This window comes from Streptomyces sp. S3(2020), from assembly GCF_013044505.1.
Lineage (GTDB): Bacteria > Actinomycetota > Actinomycetes > Streptomycetales > Streptomycetaceae > Streptomyces.
In genome coordinates this window covers 1-20,933 of sequence record NZ_JABERD010000170.1, presented here as the reverse complement: position 1 = coordinate 20,933, position 20,933 = coordinate 1, and the positions used below count along the sequence as shown (strand labels likewise).

18 protein-coding genes are annotated in these 20,933 nt (G+C 70.3%); 10 read left to right on the top strand and 8 right to left on the bottom strand.

What is annotated here, in order from left to right:
• Positions 1–294: 294 nt before the first annotated feature.
• Positions 295–603, top strand: a complete 309-nt coding sequence (gene groES, locus HLK59_RS36660; RefSeq protein WP_171145943.1) for a co-chaperone GroES — start codon at positions 295–297, stop codon at positions 601–603.
• A 119-nt stretch (positions 604–722) separates the two neighbouring features.
• Positions 723–2,348, top strand: a complete 1,626-nt coding sequence (groL, locus tag HLK59_RS36655; protein WP_171145942.1) for a chaperonin GroEL — start codon at positions 723–725, stop codon at positions 2,346–2,348.
• A 68-nt stretch (positions 2,349–2,416) separates the two neighbouring features.
• Here groL and HLK59_RS36650 read toward each other — a convergent pair whose 3' ends face one another.
• From HLK59_RS36650 to HLK59_RS36640, 3 genes are all read right to left on the bottom strand, one after another.
• Positions 2,417–3,124, bottom strand: coding sequence for an ester cyclase (locus HLK59_RS36650; RefSeq protein WP_171145941.1), 708 nt, complete (start codon positions 3,122–3,124; stop codon positions 2,417–2,419).
• Between the two features lie 252 nt (positions 3,125–3,376).
• Positions 3,377–4,150: an SDR family oxidoreductase gene (locus tag HLK59_RS36645; protein WP_171145940.1), complete on the bottom strand. Its 774-nt coding sequence runs from the start codon at positions 4,148–4,150 to the stop codon at positions 3,377–3,379.
• 86 nt (positions 4,151–4,236) lie between these two features.
• On the bottom strand, positions 4,237–4,905 hold the full coding sequence (locus HLK59_RS36640) for an MOSC domain-containing protein (RefSeq protein WP_171145939.1): 669 nt from the start codon (positions 4,903–4,905) through the stop codon (positions 4,237–4,239).
• 80 nt (positions 4,906–4,985) lie between these two features.
• On the opposite strand from HLK59_RS36640, the gene HLK59_RS36635 reads away from it, so the two are divergent.
• The gene (locus HLK59_RS36635) at positions 4,986–5,885 is read left to right on the top strand and encodes a LysR family transcriptional regulator (RefSeq protein ID WP_171145938.1); all 900 of its coding nucleotides are present in this window, start codon (positions 4,986–4,988) and stop codon (positions 5,883–5,885) included.
• Between the two features lie 43 nt (positions 5,886–5,928).
• Here HLK59_RS36635 and HLK59_RS36630 read toward each other — a convergent pair whose 3' ends face one another.
• Positions 5,929–6,258 (bottom strand): WhiB family transcriptional regulator, encoded by a 330-nt coding sequence (locus HLK59_RS36630; protein WP_171145937.1) that lies wholly within the window; start codon positions 6,256–6,258, stop codon positions 5,929–5,931.
• 382 nt (positions 6,259–6,640) lie between these two features.
• Between HLK59_RS36630 and HLK59_RS36625 the strand changes: the two genes are divergently transcribed.
• The 4 genes from HLK59_RS36625 (at position 6,641) to HLK59_RS36610 (ending at position 11,045) form a co-directional block, all read left to right on the top strand.
• Positions 6,641–7,252 carry a response regulator transcription factor gene (locus tag HLK59_RS36625; RefSeq protein ID WP_003948568.1) on the top strand — a complete coding sequence of 204 codons (612 nt, stop codon included), beginning with the start codon at positions 6,641–6,643 and terminating at the stop codon, positions 7,250–7,252.
• Between the two features lie 276 nt (positions 7,253–7,528).
• A complete protein-coding gene (locus tag HLK59_RS36620) occupies positions 7,529–8,104 on the top strand; it encodes a sigma-70 family RNA polymerase sigma factor (protein ID WP_059192858.1) in 576 nt (191 codons plus the stop codon).
• A gap of 191 nt (positions 8,105–8,295) precedes the next feature.
• Complete coding sequence (gene guaB, locus HLK59_RS36615) at positions 8,296–9,801, top strand: IMP dehydrogenase (protein ID WP_171145936.1); 1,506 nt, start codon at positions 8,296–8,298, stop codon at positions 9,799–9,801.
• Between the two features lie 119 nt (positions 9,802–9,920).
• Positions 9,921–11,045: a GuaB3 family IMP dehydrogenase-related protein gene (locus HLK59_RS36610; RefSeq protein WP_171145935.1), complete on the top strand. Its 1,125-nt coding sequence runs from the start codon at positions 9,921–9,923 to the stop codon at positions 11,043–11,045.
• A gap of 65 nt (positions 11,046–11,110) precedes the next feature.
• Here HLK59_RS36610 and HLK59_RS36605 read toward each other — a convergent pair whose 3' ends face one another.
• The 3 genes from HLK59_RS36605 to HLK59_RS36595 form a co-directional block, all read right to left on the bottom strand.
• Positions 11,111–11,374 (bottom strand): hypothetical protein, encoded by a 264-nt coding sequence (locus HLK59_RS36605; RefSeq protein ID WP_171145934.1) that lies wholly within the window; start codon positions 11,372–11,374, stop codon positions 11,111–11,113.
• A gap of 2 nt (positions 11,375–11,376) precedes the next feature.
• Positions 11,377–11,871 (bottom strand): hypothetical protein, encoded by a 495-nt coding sequence (locus HLK59_RS36600; RefSeq protein ID WP_171145933.1) that lies wholly within the window; start codon positions 11,869–11,871, stop codon positions 11,377–11,379.
• 134 nt (positions 11,872–12,005) lie between these two features.
• The gene (locus HLK59_RS36595; RefSeq protein ID WP_171145932.1) at positions 12,006–13,217 is read right to left on the bottom strand and encodes a nucleotide sugar dehydrogenase; all 1,212 of its coding nucleotides are present in this window, start codon (positions 13,215–13,217) and stop codon (positions 12,006–12,008) included.
• Between the two features lie 296 nt (positions 13,218–13,513).
• On the opposite strand from HLK59_RS36595, the gene HLK59_RS36590 reads away from it, so the two are divergent.
• Positions 13,514–15,220, top strand: coding sequence for a glycerol-3-phosphate dehydrogenase/oxidase (locus tag HLK59_RS36590; protein WP_171145931.1), 1,707 nt, complete (start codon positions 13,514–13,516; stop codon positions 15,218–15,220).
• 182 nt (positions 15,221–15,402) lie between these two features.
• Here the strand turns inward: HLK59_RS36590 and HLK59_RS36585 are convergent, their stop codons facing one another.
• A complete protein-coding gene (locus HLK59_RS36585) occupies positions 15,403–16,446 on the bottom strand; it encodes a serine hydrolase domain-containing protein (protein ID WP_171145930.1) in 1,044 nt (347 codons plus the stop codon).
• A gap of 599 nt (positions 16,447–17,045) precedes the next feature.
• On the opposite strand from HLK59_RS36585, the gene HLK59_RS36580 reads away from it, so the two are divergent.
• Together HLK59_RS36580 and HLK59_RS36575 are read left to right on the top strand one after the other, a co-directional pair.
• Positions 17,046–19,130, top strand: coding sequence for a serine/threonine-protein kinase (locus HLK59_RS36580; RefSeq protein ID WP_171145929.1), 2,085 nt, complete (start codon positions 17,046–17,048; stop codon positions 19,128–19,130).
• A 163-nt stretch (positions 19,131–19,293) separates the two neighbouring features.
• Positions 19,294–20,933 (top strand): protein kinase (locus HLK59_RS36575; protein ID WP_346779893.1); only part of this gene is annotated, 1,640 nt, incomplete at its 3' end.

The window sequence follows — 20,933 nt, the reverse complement described above, 5'->3', positions numbered from 1 at the left end:
CTGGAGGACTATCTGTAGGGGCACGCACCCGTGGGGACGTCTGGGGGGACGGTCGGGATGTCTGAGGGGACGGTCAGGGGTGTCCGCGGGGACGGTGTCCTCGGACCGCCGCGCCGCAGTGAATTGGCACTCCGCTTGACCGAGTGCTAATCGCAGTCATAGTCTCGGGTCTGGCACTCCCCCCTGGAGAGTGCCAATAGCGACGGGCAGGTCCGGCACCCGCGACGACGGATCCACCTGGTCGCCACCTCAGACAGTTAACCCCGTGAGATCTCCGAAGGGGGAGGTCGGATCGTGACGACCACCAGCTCCAAGGTTGCCATCAAGCCGCTCGAGGACCGCATTGTGGTCCAGCCGCTCGACGCCGAGCAGACCACCGCCTCTGGCCTGGTCATCCCGGACACCGCGAAGGAGAAGCCCCAGGAGGGCGTCGTCCTCGCCGTGGGTCCGGGCCGCTTCGAGGACGGTAACCGTCTTCCGCTCGACGTCGCCGTCGGCGACATCGTGCTGTACAGCAAGTACGGCGGCACCGAGGTGAAGTACAACGGCGAGGAGTACCTCGTCCTCTCGGCTCGCGACGTGCTCGCGATCATCGAGAAGTAATTCATCTCAAGCACATTCTGCTTGTGAGCTGCGCCCCGGGCCCCCGCGATCTTATGAAGCCGGGCGTCCGGGGCGCAGTTCGTTTCACCCACGTTTTCCGAGAGGGCTGAACCGCTCCCATGGCGAAGATTCTGAAGTTCGACGAGGACGCCCGTCGCGCCCTCGAGCGCGGCGTCAACAAGCTTGCCGACACGGTCAAGGTGACGATCGGCCCCAAGGGCCGCAACGTCGTCATCGACAAGAAGTTCGGCGCCCCCACCATCACCAACGACGGTGTCACGATCGCCCGTGAGGTCGAGCTCGACGACCCGTACGAGAACCTCGGTGCCCAGCTGGTGAAGGAGGTGGCGACCAAGACCAACGACATCGCGGGTGACGGTACGACCACCGCCACCGTGCTCGCCCAGGCGCTGGTCCGCGAGGGCCTGAAGAACGTCGCCGCGGGTGCCTCCCCGGCCGCCCTGAAGAAGGGCATCGACGCGGCCGTCGCCGCTGTCTCCGAGGACCTCCTCGCCACCGCCCGTCCGATCGAGGACAAGGCCGACATCGCCGCCGTCGCCGCGCTGTCCGCCCAGGACTCGCAGGTCGGCGAGCTCATCGCCGAGGCGATGGACAAGGTCGGCAAGGACGGCGTCATCACCGTCGAGGAGTCCAACACCTTCGGTCTGGAGCTGGACTTCACCGAGGGCATGGCCTTCGACAAGGGCTACCTGTCCCCGTACTTCGTGACGGACCAGGAGCGTATGGAGGCCGTCCTCGACGACCCGTACATCCTGATCAACCAGGGCAAGATCTCCTCGATCCAGGACCTGCTGCCGCTCCTCGAGAAGGTCATCCAGGGCGGTGCCTCCAAGCCGCTGCTGATCATCGCCGAGGACGTCGAGGGCGAGGCGCTCTCCACCCTGGTCGTCAACAAGATCCGCGGCACCTTCAACGCGGTCGCGGTCAAGGCCCCCGGCTTCGGTGACCGCCGCAAGGCGATGCTGCAGGACCTCGCGGTCCTCACCGGCGCCACGGTCATCTCCGAGGAGGTCGGCCTCAAGCTCGACCAGGCCGGTCTGGACGTGCTGGGCTCCGCCCGCCGCGTGACGATCACCAAGGACGACACCACGGTCGTCGACGGTGCCGGTGACTCCGCGGACGTCACGGGCCGCGTCGCCCAGATCAAGGCCGAGATCGAGAACACGGACTCCGACTGGGACCGTGAGAAGCTCCAGGAGCGCCTCGCGAAGCTGGCCGGCGGCGTGTGCGTGATCAAGGTCGGCGCCGCCACCGAGGTGGAGCTGAAGGAGAAGAAGCACCGTCTGGAGGACGCCATCTCCGCGACCCGCGCCGCGGTCGAGGAGGGCATCGTCTCCGGTGGTGGCTCCGCGCTCGTCCACGCCGCGAAGGTGCTCGAGGGCGGTCTGGGCAAGGCCGGCGACGAGGCCACCGGTGTCGCCGTCGTCCGCAAGGCCGTCGTCGAGCCGCTGCGCTGGATCGCCGAGAACGCCGGCCTGGAGGGCTACGTCATCACCTCCAAGGTCGCCGAGCTCGACAAGGGCCAGGGCTTCAACGCCGCGACCGGCGAGTACGGCGACCTGGTCAAGGCCGGCGTCATCGACCCGGTCAAGGTCACCCGCTCCGCCCTGGAGAACGCCGCCTCCATCGCCTCCCTCCTCCTGACGACCGAGACCCTGGTCGTCGAGAAGAAGGAAGAGGAGGAGCCGGCCGCCGCCGGTCACGGCCACGGCCACTCCCACTAAGGCTCCGCGAGTCTGACGGAAGCCCCCGGTCCGCCTCGGCGACCGGGGGCTTCCCCATGCCCGCAGCCCTACTGCTCCAGGTCGTCCAGCATCCCCAGCTGCCCCATCAGCCCGAGCCGGTCGTACTGCCACCAACCCTCGGCGATCCGCCCGTCCGGGGCGCACCGGTGAATGGTGGTCCCGGTCATGGTGACCCGCTTCCCGCTCGCGGGAATCCCGAAGAACTCCCCGTTGTGGGTCCCGTTCCACGTCCACCGCGTGCACACCCGGTCGCCCTGGGCGATCTGCTCGTGGACCGTGAACCCGAAGTCGAACGCCCCCCGCCACATCTCGACTTCCTCCCGTACGCCGTCCAGCCCGACGACGTCCTCGTCGTTGGCGGGATCGTGATCGTGGTACTCCGGGGCGACCAGGTCCCCGAGCGCCGACAGCTCCCCGCTCCCGGCCAGCGTCTCGAAGAACCGTCGAGCGGTGGTCGCGTACAGCTGCTCGTCCCGCACCACGTCCAGGTCGGTGAAGGTCGGCATCTCGTCGCACAGAGCGACCATCTCCCGGAAGATCTTGTCGGTCTCCGGCAGCCCGGAATTCCGCATCGCCTCCTCGTACGACGGAAACTCCACGATCTCGACGAAGTGCGAAGCGTCCCCCCGGTCCTTCCCGATGGTGGTGTGCGTCGCCGTCCGTTTCCCCTTGGTCTGCTCGACCCATGTGTCCATCAGCCGGTTCATCTCGTCGAAGCGGCTGGTCCTGCAATCAATGAGCTGTACGAACGTCATGTCCTCGCCTCCGGCCCCCTGGGTCCGGCTGTACGACACCATTGTCCCGCTCTTTGCCATCACGGGCCCATGGAGGCGCGGCGGCAGAGCGACTCGCAGACCTGTCGGACGAGTTCGCATCAGACGGCAACGTTCTCGTCCCTGTAGCCGAAGGCGGGGCAGCCGCGGCGGTACACGCCCTCCGTCAGGACGACCGGGTCCATGCCCTCCCCGCCCTGAGGGGAACGGCCGCACCGCCGCGCCGACAGACCCCTACTGAGGCCCGTACTTCCGCCCCGTCCTAGAGGTGACCCCGCCGAGCAACCCCCGAGGCACCACCTTCACCACTCCCATCAGCGCCTTGTACCGAGGATCCGGGATCGACAGCGTCTTGCCCCGTGCGAGGTCGTTCAGCGCGGATGCCACGAGCTTGTCCGCGTCGAGCCACATCCAGCCGGGGATGTTGTCGGTGCCCATGCCGGCGCGTTCGTGGAACTCGGTGCGGACGAAGCCGGGGCAGAGGGCCATCAGCCGTACCCCGCTCCCCGCGAGGTCCTTCGCCGCGCCCTGGGTGAACTGCACGACCCATGCCTTGGACGCCCCGTACGTGCCGCGCGGGACGAACGCCGCCACCGACGCGACGTTCACGACACCGCCCCGGCCCCGCTCGCGCATCCCCTCCGTCGCCGCCGACGTGAGACGCAGCACCGCCTCGCAGTGGACCTTGAGCATCTTCAGCTCGTCGGCCATGGAGACGTCGAGGTAGCGGCCCTTGTTGCCGAAGCCCGCGTTGTTGATCAGGAGGTCGACCGGGTTGCGGCGGTCGGAGAGGCGGGTGGTCACCGACTCGATGCCGTCGTCCGTGGCCAGATCCGCCGTACGGACCTCCACCTCGACGCCGTGCCGGTCGTGGAGTTCGGTCGCCTGTTCGCTCATCCGCTTGGTGTCGCGGGCCACGAGCACCAGGTTGTGTCCGTCGGCCGCCAGCCGCCGTGCGAACGCGGCACCGATGCCCGCGGTCGATCCCGTAATCAATGCCGTTGTCATGACGCAAGGTTAATGACCTGGATTTCGGGCATCCGGTCGGGCCGAGGTGCGGGAACCGGTGTCAGGAAGGGTGTCGGGACCCGGTGTCAGGATCCGTATTTCTCCACGTACTTCCGGGCCTTCGCCAGCGACTCCGGATGCAGCGCCGGCCCCACCGCCAACAGCCTTGGCAGCAACGCCCGTTCGGTCGTCACCGCCCGGAACTGGACCGCCACCGTCACGTCGTGATCCGGGCGGTGCACGATCTCGATCGGGTCGCCGGAACGGATCTCGCCCGGCTGGATCACCCGCAGATACGCCCCCGGCGCGGCCTTCTGCGTGAACCGCTTCACCCACCGCTTCTCACCCATGTGGGCCTGGAAGGTGTCGCAGGGGATACGGCCGCAGGTCACCTCCAGGATCACCTCGGCCCCGATCCGCCAGCGCTCGCCGATCAGCGCGCCGGACACGTCCAGACCCTGGGTGGTGAGGTTCTCGCCGAAGACGCCGTTCCTCAGCGTCCGGCCCAGCTCCCGCTCCCAGTCGTCCAGATCCTCGCGGGCCACGGCGTACACCGCCTGGTCGTCGCCGCCGTGGTGCCGTGTCTCGCACACCGCGTCCCCGGTCACCCCGCTCGCCCCGACCCCCTTGGGCCCGGGCGTCGCGATCCGCACCGGTTCGTCCACCGGCCGCTTGTCGATGCCGGTCACGCCCTCCGGCTGGTCCGTGTACGGAACGGTCTGCCGATGGCCCAGGTTCACAGTCAGTAGCTTCATGACGGCACGGTAGGCCACCAGGCGCCAAAGCCGCGACGCGATATCGGGCGTCGTATCAAAGGTTCCCTTATCCTCGACCTGTGATCGAAGCCCGCCACCTCCGTGTCCTGCGCGCCGTCGCCGCCACCGGCTCCTTCTCCGCCGCCGGCCGCGAACTGGGCTGCACCCAGCCCGCCGTGAGCCAGCAGATGAAGGCCCTGGAGACGTCCGTCGGCACCCCGCTGCTCGTCCGCAGCGGCCGCGAGATGCGGCTGACGCAGGCGGGGGAGGCGCTGGTGCGGCACGCCGCCGGGATCCTCGCCGGACTGACGGCGGCGGAGGAGGAGGTCGCCGCCATCGCCGGCCTGCGGGCCGGGCGGGTGCGGCTCGTCTCCTTTCCCAGCGGCAGCTCCACCCTCGTACCGACCGCTCTCGCGGCGCTGCGTGCCGCGCACCCGGGCACACGTGTCTCCCTGGAGGAGGCCGAACCCCCGCAGTCCGTCGCGATGTTGAGGGAAGGCGACTGCGATGTCGCGCTCGCCTTCCGGTACGAGGGGGCGGCCCAGGAGGGGGAGTGGGACGACCTCGTCGTACGGCCACTGCTGCGGGACCGTCTCGTCGCCCTCGTACCGGAGCGGCATCGGCTCGCGGCCGCCGGGTCCGTGGCGATCGGGGAGCTCGCGCGGGAGCCCTGGATCGCCGGATGTCCGCGCTGCCGGGGGCAGTTGGTCCAGGTGTGCGAGGGCGCCGGGTTCACACCCCGCATCGACTTCGCGACCGACGACTATCCGGCGGTGGTGGGACTGGTGGGCGCCGGCCTCGGCGTGGCCGTGCTGCCGCAGCTCGCCGTCGAGTCCGTACGGCCGCGCGGCGCGCGCACCGTCACGCTGGAACCGGCCGTGCGACGGGAGATCGTCGCGCTGACCCTGCCCGATCTGGCCCAGGTGCCCGCGGTGGCCGCGACCCTGGACCAGCTCGCACACGCGGCGGGCCGGAAGTAAGGAAGGGCACGCGTACGCGTGCCCTTCTGGCAGAAACGTTCCTTCAGTTGTTCGAGACGGTGTGCCCGCCGACCGACGACGCCGTCACCAGCCGGTTGCGTGCCCGTCCCATCAGCTCCTCGCGCTCGTCCTCGGTCAGCCCGCCCCACACGCCGTACGGCTCTCTCACGGCCAGTGCGTGCGCCGCGCACTGCGCGCGGACCGGGCATCTCATGCAGACCTCCTTGGCCGAGTTCTCGCGAGCACTCCGGGCCGCTCCTCGCTCGCCCTCCGGATGGAAGAAGAGCGAGCTGTCCACCCCGCGGCAGGCAGCCAGGAGCTGCCAGTCCCACAGGTCCGCGTTCGGTCCGGGAAGGCGGGAGAAATCTGCCATTGCGTGACCCCTTGTTGCCGTTCTGTGGCGCTTACGGTGTCTACGACCGTACATCTGCGATCTAAGGAGATGAAAATATGACTCATTGCGAATCTAGCCTCAGACACCAGTAAATGGGAAGAAATAGAGCTAAATGGGGCACTGGTTGTGATGAAACGTTGTGGGTCCGTCGTGCATGTCTGCACCGTGTCCGCACCCTCACGTAGAGTGCCGAAGATGGCACACGGCCCCGTAACTCTTTCGAGTGACCGTCGTTGAGAGTGCGGAGGCGGTTGAAACACAAAGCGCTCGGGCAAGCGTCCGAGACGGTCGACCGCACAGGTGACGATTTCGTACCAGCCTGGAGGCTCAAGGTGACGTGCATCAGCTGCGGAGGGCGGCCATGACATCCGTCCTCGTCTGCGACGACTCCCCGCTTGCCCGAGAGGCGCTCCGCCGCGCGGTCGCGACCGTGCCCGGCGTCGAGCGCGTGACGACCGCGGCCAACGGCGAGGAAGTCCTCCGCCGCTGGGGCGCCGACCGCTCGGACCTGATTCTGATGGACGTACGCATGCCCGGTCTGGGCGGCGTCGAGACCGTGCGGCGGCTGCTGTCCGCGGACCCCGGTGCGCGGATCATCATGCTCACCGTGGCCGAGGACCTGGACGGGGTCGCGCTGGCCGTTGCCGCGGGTGCGCGCGGGTATCTGCACAAGGACGCCTCGCGCGCGGAGCTGCGGGCGACGGTGACGCAGGCCCTCGCCGACCCGACGTGGCGGCTGGCTCCGCGGCGGCTGCGGTCCGCCGAGATGGGGGCGGCGCCCACGCTCACCGCGCGTGAGATCCAGGTGCTCGAAGGCATGAGCCACGGGCGGTCCAACGCGGAGATCGGGCGGGAGCTGTTTCTCTCCGAGGACACGGTCAAGACGCACGCTCGGCGGTTGTTCAAGAAGTTGGGTGCCTCCGACCGGGCGCATGCCGTGGCACTCGGGTTCCGATGGGGCCTGGTTCGCTAAGAGCTCGGCTGCGGGTGCGTCGTGGCTGGTCGCGCCCACGCGGCGGAGCCGCACATGTCTCGTCCCGCGCCCCTGTCGGGGCGCGGGTAATCGTGCCCGGTGCTTGTTTCGGCGCCGATGCCGCATCCTTGAGGTGTGGAGTCTCTCGGGGACGAGTCGGTCGAGCGGAAGGGGAGGGCGCAGGGTATGAGTTCCGGCGCACCTGCTCATAACGCTTCGGTGCACAACATCGGGCGTGATGCCACAGAGGAAACTGCCGCAAGGCACCATGGACCGATGCGCGAGGACGAGACGACGGTGATCGGTGGGCTCGTTCACCGCGCCGTCGACGGGGATGAGCAGGCGACACACGACCTGCTCGCCCATGTCCACCCACTGGCGCTGCGCTACTGCCGCACCCGTCTGTCACGGCTGCCCGGCGACGCGCGCCACTTCGTGGAGGACCTGGCGCAGGAGGTCTGTGTCGCGGTGCTCCTCGCCCTGCCGCGCTACCGGGACACCGGTCGGCCCTTCGAGGCCTTCGTCTTCGCCATCGCCGCGCACAAAGTCGCCGACCTGCAACGTGCGGCCATGCGGGGGCCCGGGTCCACGGCCGTGCCGTCCGACGAGATGCCCGAGCGGCCCGACGACTCCCTCGGTCCCGAGGAGCGGGCGCTGCTCAGCAGTGACGCCGAATGGGCCAAGAAACTCCTCGCCAACCTTCCCGAGAACCAGCGGGAGCTGTTGCTGCTGCGGATCGCGGTCGGGCTGACGGCGGAGGAGACCGGGCAGATGTTGGGAATGTCACCCGGGGCGGTGCGGGTGGCTCAGCATCGGGCGCTCAGCCGACTGCGGGCGCTCGCCGAGCAGTAGTCCCTGGCCGTTGTGCCGTTGCGCTGTCACGCCGTTGTGCTGCCGTGTCTTCGTTCCTTCGGTGAACAGGCCGTACCTGAGTTCCGTACGAACATACGAAGCCGGTAGCCGGACGGAACCGTGGAATTCGGGACCCTTCCTTCCCGTTAGCATGGACATCCGCACCGATCAAGGCCATTGGGGAAGGTGTCATGACTGCAAACGTCGACGGAGTGCCTGACAAATTCGCGACGCTCGGGCTGACCTACGACGACGTGCTGCTGCTGCCGGGCGCGTCGGACATGGCGCCCGACGAGATCGACACCGCCTCGTACGTCTCCAGGAACGTGCGGGTGAACATCCCGCTGCTGTCCGCCGCCATGGACAAGGTCACCGAGTCGCGTATGGCGATCGCGATGGCCCGTCAGGGCGGCGTCGGTGTTCTGCACCGCAATCTCTCCATCGAGGACCAGGCCAACCAGGTCGACCTGGTGAAGCGCTCCGAGTCCGGCATGGTGGCCGACCCGATCACCGTGCACCCGGACGCCACGCTCGCCGAGGCCGACGCGCTGTGCGCCAAGTTCCGCATCAGCGGCGTCCCGGTCACCGACCCGGGCAAGAAGCTCCTCGGCATCGTCACCAACCGTGACATGGCCTTCGAGAGCGACCGCTCCCGCCGGGTCCGCGAGGTCATGACGCCGATGCCGCTGGTCACCGGCAAGGTCGGCATCTCCGGCGTCGAGGCCATGGAGCTGCTGCGCAAGCACAAGATCGAGAAGCTGCCGCTGGTCGACGAAGCGGGCATCCTCAAGGGCCTCATCACCGTCAAGGACTTCGTCAAGGCGGAGAAGTACCCCAACGCCGCGAAGGACGCCGAGGGCCGGCTGCTCGTCGGTGCCGCGGTCGGCGTGGCCGGTGACTCCTTCGAGCGTGCCCAGGCCCTGATCGAGCGAGGCGTCGACTTCATCGTCGTCGACACCGCGCACGGCCACTCCCGGCTGGTCGGCGACATGGTCGCCAAGATCAAGTCGAACTCCGCGGGCGTCGACGTCATCGGCGGCAACATCGCCACCCGTGACGGCGCCCAGGCGCTCATCGACTCCGGCGTGGACGGCATCAAGGTCGGCGTGGGCCCCGGCTCCATCTGTACGACCCGTGTCGTCGCCGGCATCGGCGTCCCGCAGGTCACCGCGATCTACGAGGCCTCGCTGGCCGCCAAGGAGGCCGGTATCCCGGTCATCGGCGACGGCGGCCTCCAGTACTCCGGCGACATCGCCAAGGCCTTGGTCGCGGGCGCCGACACCGTGATGCTCGGCTCGCTGCTCGCGGGCTGCGAGGAGTCCCCGGGCGAGCTGCTGTTCATCAACGGCAAGCAGTTCAAGTCGTACCGCGGCATGGGTTCGCTCGGCGCCATGCAGACCCGCGGCGAGCGCAAGTCGTTCTCCAAGGACCGCTACTTCCAGGAGGGCGTCGCCTCCGACGAGCAGCTGGTCCCCGAGGGCATCGAGGGCCAGGTGCCCTACCGCGGCCCGCTGCACTCGGTCGTCCACCAGCTGGTCGGCGGACTGCGCCAGTCGATGTTCTACGTCGGCGGCCGCACGGTGCCGGACCTCCAGGCCAACGGCCGCTTCGTACGGATCACGTCGGCGGGTCTGAAGGAGTCGCACCCGCACGACATCCAGATGACGGTCGAGGCGCCGAACTACAGCCGTAAGTAATCAGCGCAAGTAGTCGCCACGCGCGCGTGAGGGCGGTCCCGGAGCATCCGGGGCCGCCCTTGTCGTACCCGTCGGGGATACTGGAAGGCGCTGCAACGCATCAGGGAAAGGCCACACACGTGACTGAGATCGAGATCGGGCGCGGCAAGCGCGGCCGCCGGGCGTACGCCTTCGACGACATCGCCGTCGTCCCGAGCCGTCGTACGCGCGACCCGAAGGAGGTCTCGATCGCCTGGCAGATCGACGCCTACCGCTTCGAGCTGCCGTTCCTGGCCGCCCCCATGGACTCGGTCGTCTCCCCGGCCACCGCGATCCGTATCGGCGAGCTCGGCGGCCTCGGCGTGCTGAACCTCGAGGGCCTGTGGACGCGGTACGAGGACCCGCAGCCGCTGCTCGACGAGATCGTCGGCCTCGACGCCGAGACGGCGACCCGGCGCCTCCAGGAGATCTACTCCGCCCCCATCAAGGAGGAGCTGATCGGCGCGCGCATCAAGGAGGTGCGTGACTCGGGCGTGGTCACCGCGGCCGCGCTCTCCCCGCAGCGCACGGCGCAGTTCTCCAAGGCCGTCGTCGACGCCGGCGTGGACATCTTCGTCATTCGCGGTACGACGGTGTCGGCCGAGCACGTGTCGGGTTCGCACGAGCCGCTGAACCTGAAGCAGTTCATCTACGAGCTCGACGTCCCGGTGATCGTGGGCGGCTGCGCCACCTACACCGCCGCCCTGCACCTGATGCGCACCGGCGCCGCGGGCGTCCTGGTCGGCTTCGGCGGCGGCGCCGCGCACACCACGCGCAACGTGCTGGGCATCCAGGTCCCGATGGCGACGGCGGTGGCCGACGTGGCGGCTGCCCGCCGTGACTACATGGACGAGTCCGGCGGCCGGTACGTGCACGTGATCGCGGACGGTGGCGTGGGCTGGTCCGGCGACCTTCCCAAGGCGATCGCCTGCGGCGCGGACGCCGTGATGATGGGCTCCCCGCTCGCCCGTGCCACGGACGCGCCCGGCAAGGGCCACCACTGGGGCATGGAGGCCGTCAACGAGGAGCTTCCGCGCGGCAAGAAGGTCGACCTCGGCACGGTCGGCACGGTCGAGGAGGTCCTGACCGGCCCGTCGCACACCCCCGACGGCTCCATGAACCTCTTCGGCGCCCTGAAGCGGGCCATGGCCACGACCGGGTACAGCGAGCTGAAGGAGTTCCAGCGCGTCGAGGTGACGGTCGCGGACTCGCAGCACAAGCGGTAGTCGTACGACGTCGAAGGGCCCGTCCACCGGGGAGGTGGGCGGGCCCTTTCGTGTGCCGCGTGGCCTCAGAGCCAGAGCTCCAGGAAGGCTGCCGCCAGGAGGACGAGGCCGCACGCGAACATGCGGGCGCCCTGCACGCGGTAACGGCGGGCCGTCCACACCGGGCGGGGCGGGCCGAGGTCGCCCGCGGCCGCGGCCCGTAGCTCGGTGTTGACCTTGGCGCGCTCCGCCCAGGCATCGGCTGCCCCGCGCACGTTGAATGCCCAGCGGCCGCCCAGTCCGACGGCCGCGAGGCCGAGCAGCAGGAGGAATACGGGTACGGGCACCATGCTCAGGCCACGGCCTTCTTCGCGCCGGAGAACGCGGCGAAGGCGCCGATGCCCAGGAACACGAAGGTCAGGACGTCGGCCTCCTCGCTCCAGACGTCCGTCACCAGGCTGAAGTGATCGGTGAGGATGGTGCCGATGTTCATGCCCGACTCGTCGGCGCCGATCATCGCGATGCCGAGGATCTGACCGGCGTAGACCGCGCCCAGGGACAGGACGGCGCTCACGATCGGCAGGACGGGGTTCGCGCCGCCCACCTTGCCGGCGGCGAAACCGACGGCGAAGCCGACACCGACCGCGACGTAACCGATCTCGTACTCCGTGGACTTCAGGATGGCGCCGTAGATGAGCGCGGTGACCAGGGCCACGACGACGGCGGTGACCAGGCCGAGGCCCACGTTGCCCTGGGCCGGGGGTACCGGGGCCGGGGGTACCGGGGCCGGCTGCTGGGCGAACGGGTTGCCGTCGGTGGGCTGCGGCGGTGGGGTTGGCTGGGTCATGACAGAGATCCCCCCATGGGACTGGCGAACGAGCGGAAAGGGGTGTGCGCACGACTGTGCGACGAGGCCCGCCGGGAGGCGAGTCGCCGAAGGGTAGCAGGCACACCTACCGCGTTCACCAGCCAATTTCGCCGTCAGAGACGGTGCGCCGCCCCCGTCGGCGTCGCCCCGCGCGTGTCCAGCAACAGCTGTGCTTTCACCGACAGGCCCTGGAGGTCGTACGTCCGGTGCTGCTGGAGCAGGATTGTCAGGTCCGCGTCGGCGGCGGCCTCGTAGAGGGAGTCCGCGCGGGGGACCGGGCGGTCCAGGACGTTCCAGGAGGGGACGTGGGGGTCGTGGTAGCTGACCGCGGCGCCGAGTTCCATCAGGCGGATCGCGATCTCGCGCGCGGGGGTGGCCTGTTGGTCGGCGAGGTCGGGCTTGTAGGTGACGCCCAGCAGGAGGACGCGGGCGCCTCGCGCCGACTTGCCGTGCTCGTTGAGGAGGGCGGCGGCGCGCTGGACGACGTAGCGCGGCATCTGGCTGTTGACCTGCTGGGCGAGTTCCACCATGCGCAGGGTGCGGCCGACGGGGGCGCCGGTCAGGTCCTGGGGGACCGCGTGGCCGCCGACACCGGGGCCGGGGCGGAAGGACTGGAAGCCGAAGGGCTTGGTCTCCGCGCAGCGGACGACGTCCCACAGGTCGACGCCGAGGTCGTGGCAGAGGACGGCCATCTCGTTGACGAGCGCGATGTTGACGTGGCGGTAGTTGGTCTCCAGGAGCTGGACCGTCTCCGCCTCCCGCGGGCCACGCGCGCGTACCACCTTGTCGGTGAGGCGTGAGTAGAAGGCGGCCGCCGACTCGGTGCAGGCGGGGGTGAGGCCGCCGATCACCTTGGGGGTGTTGGCGGGGGTGAAGTCGCGGTTGCCGGGGTCCACGCGGCTGGGGGAGTAGGCGAGGTGGAAGTCGCGGCCCGCGCGGAGGCCCGAGCCCGCTTCGAGGAGGGGGCGCAGGAGGTCCTCGGTGGTGCCCGGGGGGACCGGGGACTCCAGGATGACCGTGGTGTGCGGGCGCAGATGGGCGGCCAGGGTGCGGGCCGCGGACTCCACCTGGGTGAGGTCGAGCCCGCCGTCCGTCCCGCGCGGGGTGGGCGCGCAGATGACCGCGGTGCGCACCCGGCCGAGCTCGGCGGGGGAGGTGGTCGGCCGGAAGCCCCCCGAGAGCATCCGGCGCAGTTCGGCGGGGCTGAGGGAGCCGGACTCGGGTCCGGTGCGGTATCCGAGGGTGGGGATGCCGGCGGCGACGGCGGCCTGGGCCAGGGGTAGTCCGTAGGGGCCGAGTCCGATGACGGCGAGATCTGCGGGCATGGCGTTGGACCGTCCTTCCCAGTAGCCGAAGCGGGACAGGTGCGCAAGCCCTGTGGACTGGATGAGCGAGCGCAATGTCAGACTAAGAGTAAATCTGACCGAAATACGAGATTGATTCCTTGTGTCTTCGTGCAGGAGTCTCTTGAGCATTGGCCTACGTCTTGTGGAAGTTGTCCACAGGCTGGGGGTGACTGGTGGCTGAAGTCGGGCAAGCCGGTCAGAATTTGGGCATGGGGGATACGGACCGGGTCACTCCTCACGGGTGAGACCGGTGTGACCGAGAGCGGGAGGCAGCGGTGAGGACAGCGACACTGGGGCCGGCGCAGCGAGCCGAGGCACTCGCATCCATGGCCGAGCGCGAGCTGGACCTACTGGTGGTGGGCGCCGGCGTGGTCGGCGCCGGGACCGCCCTCGACGCGGTGACGCGCGGGCTGTCCGTCGGCCTGGTCGAGGCACGTGACTGGGCGTCGGGCACCTCCAGCCGGTCGAGCAAGCTCATCCATGGCGGCCTGCGCTACCTGGAGATGCTCGACTTCGCCCTCGTCCGGGAGGCGTTGAAGGAGCGCGGCCTGTTGCTGGAGCGGCTCGCTCCGCACCTCGTGAAGCCGGTGCCGTTCCTGTATCCGCTCCAGCACAAGGGCTGGGAGCGGTTGTACGCCGGCTCCGGCGTCGCGCTCTACGACACCATGTCGATGGCCCGCGGACATGGGCGGGGCCTGCCGATGCACCGGCATCTGAGCCGCCGTCACGCACTGCGCATCGCGCCCGCCTTGAAGAAGGACGCACTGGTCGGCGCCCTCCAGTACTACGACGCCCAGATGGACGACGCCCGCTTCGTGGCCACCCTGGTGCGCACGGCGGCGGCGTACGGCGCGCAGGTCGCCAACCGTGCCCGGGTGACCGGCTTCCTCCGCGAGGGGGAACGCGTCGTCGGCGCCCGGGTGCAGGACGTCGAGGCGGGCGGGGAGTACGAGGTCCGCGCCAAGCAGATCGTCAACGCCACGGGTGTGTGGACCGACGACACGCAGGCCATGGTGGGCGAGCGGGGCCAGTTCCACGTACGGGCCTCCAAGGGCATCCACCTCGTCGTACCCAAGGACCGCATCCACGCGACCACCGGGCTGATCCTGCGCACCGAGAAGTCCGTGCTGTTCGTCATCCCGTGGGGCAGGCACTGGATCATCGGCACGACCGACACCGACTGGGACCTCGACAAGGCGCACCCCGCCGCGTCCAGCGCGGACATCGACTACCTGCTGGAACACGTGAACTCGGTGCTCGCCGTGCCGCTCACGCGCGACGACGTCGAGGGCGTGTACGCCGGTCTGCGGCCGTTGCTGGCCGGGGAGTCGGACGCCACCAGCAAGCTGTCCCGTGAGCACACCGTGGCGCATCCCGTGCCGGGGCTCGTGGTCGTGGCGGGCGGCAAGTACACGACGTACCGGGTCATGGCCAAGGACGCCGTGGACGAGGCCGTGCATGCGCTCGATCTGCGGGTCGCCGAGTGCGTCACCGAGGACGTGCCGCTGCTGGGCGCCGAGGGATACCGGGCGCTGTGGAACGCGCGAGCGCGGATCGCCGCCCGGACGGGGCTGCACGTGGTGCGGGTGGAGCATCTGCTGAACCGATTCGGTTCGCTGGCGGAGGAGGTCCTGGACCTCATCGCGGCGGATGCCTCACTCGGGGAGCCGTTGCAGGCCGCCGAGGACTATCTGCGTGCCGAGGTCGTGTACGCCGCCTCCCACGAGGGGGCACGGCATCTGGACGACGTGCTGACCCGGCGGACGCGGATCTCCATCGAGACCTTCGACCGCGGGACGCGGAGTGCGCGGGAGGCCGCCGAGTTGATGGCGCCGGTGCTGGGCTGGGACAAGGACCACATCGAGCGGGAGATCCAGCACTACGAGAAGCGGGTGGAGGCGGAGCGGGAGTCGCAGCGGCAGCCCGATGACCTGACGGCCGACGCGGCTCGGTTGGGGGCGCCGGACATCGTGCCGCTGTAGGGCTCTGCGCGCTTGTGGGCCGGCCCTGAGCGCTTGGGGCCTGGCCCTGCGTGCTTGAGGCCTGGCCTTGCGGGCTTGTGTCCCGGTCCTGCGTGCTTGCGGCCCGGTTCGCTCGGGATCCCGGTTCTACGTCACTCGAACGAGTGTGGTGGGCCGGGATCTTCGTTCGGGGGCCGCTCGTTCTACGAGGTGCGGGGGCAGAACTCGGCGGCGAGCAGGGCCGGTTCGAGGTCGGGGTCTGCGATCACGGTCGCGTTCACACGGAAGGTGAGGACGCGACGGCCGTCGACGGTGGCCGCGGTGCGCACGTAACTGCCGGCGATCCGGCCGTTGTGCCCCCACACCGTGGTGCCGCACGGCAGCTTCACCGGGAACAGCCCCATGCCGTACAGGCCTTGTGCGGTGCGGGTGTCACGCATCTCGCGCAGCCGGCGCGGGGGCAGCAGTTCACCGCCGAGCAGCGCCGCGTAGAAGCGGTCCAGGTCGGCGAGCGTGGTCACCAGCTCGCCGGCGGCCCCGGCGACCCGCGGATCCAGAGCGGTGACATCGGATCCGTCGGTGTCGTAGGCGCGGCCGTGCGGAGTGGGGAGAGAGGTGCGGGACCCAGGGAAGGAGGTGTTCTTCAGACGCAGCGGAGCGATGATGCGGCGCTCGGCCTCGGTGGCGTAGGAGCGGCCGGTGACCTGCGCGACGACCATGCCCAGCACGACGTAGTTGGTGTTCGAATAGGAGTAGCGGCCCGGGGTGGTCGGAGGGTGGGTGAGGGCGATCCGTACGGCTTGAGGAGGGGAGAGGGGGACCGTGCCCTTGGTGTCCGTGGCGAAGTCGTACAGGCCGCTGGTGTGGGTGAGCAGGGCGCGCAGGGTGATCGTGCGGCCGTCGTTGCCGGCTCCGCGCACCAGGCCGGGCAGATGCTGCTCCACGGTGTCGGACAGGGACAGCCGGTGTTCTTCGGCCAGTTGGAGGACGACCGTCGCGAGGAACGTCTTGGTGAGGCTGCCGGCGCGGAAGTGGTCGGAGCGGGCGATGCTCTGTCCTGCCTCGGCGTAGCGGGTACCGGTCTCCTCGCGGGCCAGCAGGGCGGCGGCGGGGGCTCCACCCGCGGTGACCAGCAGCGGGAGGATCGCGTCCGTCGGGGGTGGCGCGGGTGCGGTGGAGGCGGCGGGGGCCAGGGCGAGGAGCGCGAGGGACACAGGTACGGCCAGTAGTGTCCGCAACGGCGGCATGGGGGTCCCTCCCTTGTCGCGGATCGTCAGGGGTGGTTCATCCGGCGGGGCGTCTGGGGTGGCGAGGCGTCTTGTGCGGTGGGGCGTCTTGTAGGGCGGACCTTCATGTGGGGCGACCTGCATGCGGGATGGCCTTCATGCGGGGTGGTCTGCATGGGTGGTGGCCTTCATGTGGGGCGACCTTGATGCAGGGTGGCCTTCATGCGGGGCTCCTTTCGTGCCAGGTCCATCGTGCGGTGGTTCCCTGTGCGGGGAGGCCGTCATGCGGGGTTGCTCGTTCGGCGGTCCGCCGTGCGGTGGTTCCTTGTGCGGTGGTTGTTCGTGAGGCGATCGGTCCCGTGGCGGTTCCTTGTGTTCGGCCCATCATGCAGGGTGGCGGAATCCGGTCTTCCGGCGGTCTGCGGGTGGGGCGGGCCTCGTGGTGCGGGGCGTGTGGTCGTCACCCTGGTGTGAGGGTCCGTGGCGCGCCGTGTTCATGGGGGTGCGGGTGTTGGGTCCTCATGGCGGGCGGCCGGTCCACAGGGGCACCCTGGGCGTCGGGCACTTGTCGGGTGAGGGACAATGGAGGCTCTGTCAGGGCGGGTTGTATGAGGGGACGCATGTCGGAGGCGGAGCGGGCGGGAGCATCCCGTCAGGACAAGAGCGAACGTCTCCTCGCCGGGCGGTACCGGTTGGGAGCAGTGCTCGGCCGCGGCGGCATGGGCACGGTGTGGCGTGCCGAGGACGAGACCCTGGGTCGGATCGTCGCGGTGAAGGAGCTGAGGTTCCCCTCCAATATCGACGAGGAGGAGAAGCGTCGGCTGATCACGCGGACGTTGCGTGAGGCCAAGGCGATCGCGCGGATCCGGAACAACAGCGCGGTGACCGTCTTCGACGTGGTCGAGGAGGACGACCGGCCCTGGATCGTGATGGAGCTCGTCGAGGGCAAGTCGCTCGCCGAGGCCATCCGTGAGGACGGCCTGCTGGAGCCGAAGCGTGCGGCGGAGGTCGGGCTCGCGGTGCTCGACGTGCTGCGTTCGGCGCACCGTGAGGGCATCCTGCACCGCGATGTGAAGCCGTCCAACGTGCTGATCTCCGAGGACGGCCGGGTCGTGCTCACCGACTTCGGCATCGCCCAGGTGGAGGGCGACCCGTCCATCACCTCGACCGGCATGCTCGTCGGTGCCCCCTCCTACATCTCCCCGGAGCGCGCCCGCGGGCACAAGCCGGGTCCGGCCGCCGACCTGTGGTCGCTGGGCGGGCTGTTGTACGCGTCGGTCGAGGGGGTGCCGCCCTACGACAAGGGCTCGGCGATCGCCACCCTGACCGCGGTGATGACCGAGCCGATGGAGGAGCCGAAGAACGCGGGTCCGCTGAAGGACGTCATCTACGGGCTGCTCACCAAGGATCCCGAGAAGCGGCTCGACGACGCCGGTGCGCGCGTGATGCTCAACGCGGTGATCCACGCGCCCGAGCCCAAGGACGAGCCGGAGCCGGAGCCTGCGTCGGATGCGACGAAGGTCGTGCCGTTGCCTCCGCAGCCCGACCGGGGTGCGGGTGAGGGCGGGGAGCGGTTGCGCGGGGCGTTCCGTTCCGTGCGCAAGGCGGCGGTGGCCGCGGGGGCGGCCGGTACGGCGGCTGCGGCTCGGGCCAAGTCCGGGAGCGGGACGAGTACTTCGGGTTCATCGGGTTCGTCGGGTACCTCTGGTTCGTCGGGTGGTGCGGCGGGTTCTGGGGCGGGTGCTGCGGGGACGGGTGCTGTCGGGTCGGGTTCGGAGGCGAAGCCGGCTTCGTCCGGGACGGCTGTCTCGGGGTCCGGCAGCGTGGGTGTCTCCGGTACCGGCTCGGGAGCCGGAGGCGAAGCGGCTGGTGGTGGGCGGAGTTCGGGGTGGCCCGTGATGACCCCGCCGGCGGATCTGCCGCCGCGGCCCGTGCCGAGGGCGCCGCTCACCGATGTGGTGCCGAAGCGGACGCTGGTGATCATCGCGGTGGTCGTGGTGCTCGCCGTGGTCGCGGTCGTGCTGGCCGTCGTGCTCAATGGTGACGACGACTCCTCCAAGAGTTCGGCGGGCGGTGGCACCAAGCCCTCCGCCAGTGCGAGCGCGAGTGCCTCCACCAAGGAGGACGAGAGCGGTGGCGCCCAGACGGACGGTACGGCGACCGAGTCCGCGGGGTCGGGTGCGGCGGCCGGGCAGACGCCGAGCAACAGCCCGACCGCGACCGGCGGTAGCGAGGGCGGTAGTGAGGACGACGGTTCCGCCGCGGGCGACAGCACGGCGGAGTCGACGTACAAGGGCGGTCAGGGGTACGCGATCGGGCTGCCCAAGGGGTGGAAGTTCCAGACGTCGGGCTCGGCGGGGGATCGTTTCACCGGCCCTGACGGGCAGAAGCTGTTGGTCGCCTGGACGTCCACGCCGAAGGGTGACCCGGTGGCGGACTGGAAGAGCCAGGAGCAGTACATGGCGCGTTCCCAGTACGACCGGGTCCGAATAGCGAAGGTGAACTACCGGGGCTGGCTGGCGGCCGACTGGGAGTTCACCTATGTCGAGGGCGGGACGAAGTACCGGACGATCGACCGGGGGTTCGTCGTCAACGACCATCTCGGATATGCGCTGATGTACACGGCGAAAGCCGCCAATTGGGGCAGTGAGCTGCGCAAGGACACGTGGCAGACCCTCGCCGAGACATTCGAACCGAAATCGTGAAGTGACCCGACCCGCGTTTGAGGCGTGAGATCTGGCATCCCCTCTTTGCGGGTTGCCTCCGGCACGTATCGTGAAGGCTTGCGGACCGTACGCATCCAGGTATGGGCGGAACGGCACGCGGGGCGAACGGAATTGACCGATCCGGAGTGCCGGGGGAGGCAACGTGGACGACTATGCGGGACGGGTACTCGCCGACCGCTACCGCCTGCCGCTGCCGCCCTCCGACGAGTACGAACTGACCGAGAGCCGGGCCTTCGACACCTACAGCGGCCAGGAAGTCCTGGTCCGGCAGGTGCCGTTGCCCGAGGTCGTCGAGGCGGAGGTGCTCGACGCGGAGGGGCTGCCCGACGGTTTCACCGCAAGGGATCCGAGGGATCCGAGGGAGCGGGGAGTTAGACGGTCGGCGGCGCGTACGAGCACGCGACGGCCCACCGATCCGGCCGTGCGGCGGGCCGTGGAGGCCGCGCAGGCCGCCGCTTCGATACCCGACCATGCCCGGCTCGACCAGGTCTTCGACGTGTTCGCCGAGGGCGGGTCGCTCTGGATAGTGAGCGAGTTGGTGGCCGCGCGGCCACTGGCGGCGCTGCTGACGGAGAAGCCGCTGACGCCGTACCGGGCGGCCGAGGTCGCCTCCGACGTCCTCATGGCCCTGCGGGTGCTGCACGCGCACGGCTGGGTGCACCGGAACATCACCGCCCGCACGGTCCTCGTCTGCGACGACGGCCGTGTGATGCTGACCGGCCTCGCGGTCGGGGCGGCCGAGGAGGCACTGTGCGGCTACGACCCGGTGCCGGCCGAGGAGGGCGGCGGGGAGTTCGGTGACCGGCGCGGGGCGGGTGGCCCAGGGGCTCTCGGCGGGCCCGGTGGTGCCGTGAGCGGTGGAGCGGCCGGTCCCGGTGGTGCCGCCGCCCAGGCGGGTGCTGTTGACCCCGAGGCGGCGCGACGGGCCGCCATCGAGGCGCGGGAGGCCGGTGGGCTGCCGGGAATCGGCGGGGACGCGGCGAACGGCGCGGGGGCGTCGGCCGCGATCGAGCGCAGGCCCGTGGAGACCGGTGGGGACGTCCGGGCCGCGCGTGCCGGGGCGATCGCCGCGTACCGCGCGGGCGCGCGAGCCGCCGCCCGGGTCCAGGAGGCCCAGCAGCACGGCCGCGCCGCCCTGCCCGGCGCCCGCCCGGCGCCCGAGGGCGACCCCACGGCGATGACCGGGGGGCCGACACCGCCGTACGACTCGGGCAGCGGTGGGCTTCAGTCGCCGTACGCCATGGGCAACGGCGTCGAACTTCCGCCGGGCGGTGAGGGGCGGTCGGCGTACGGCCCCGGCCCCGGCGTCTCGCTTCCGCCGGGTGCTGTTCCCCTCGGTGATGTGGTGCAGCCCGGTCGTGGTGACCAACCCCGTTCCGGGAGCACGCCGCCGGGGCAGATCGCGGATCCCTACGGTGTGCGGGCCGACTGGCAGGGGGCCGTGCCGCGTGGCGGCGTCGGAGGTACGGCGCTGCCGGCGCTGGGGCAGGAACGGAACGCCGCCCTTCCGCCCGGAGGCGGCAACACCGCGCCCGCCCCCGGCCGTTGGCGGCGGGGGCCGACGATGGCGGCGGGGCGGCCGCCGGCCCCGGCGAGCCGGCCGACCAGGGTGACGAGGAGGAGCGCGACGACCACCCATAGCGCGGCGCGGCAGCGCCCGTCGTGGCCGCGCCGCGCCCCGGCACGGCGGACCCGGCGCCGGAGAGCGCCCCGGGTGGCGGGGTTCGGCCCGCCCGGACCGCCGACCACGGCCGCCGCCCCGGCCTTCGGTTCGGCAGGCGC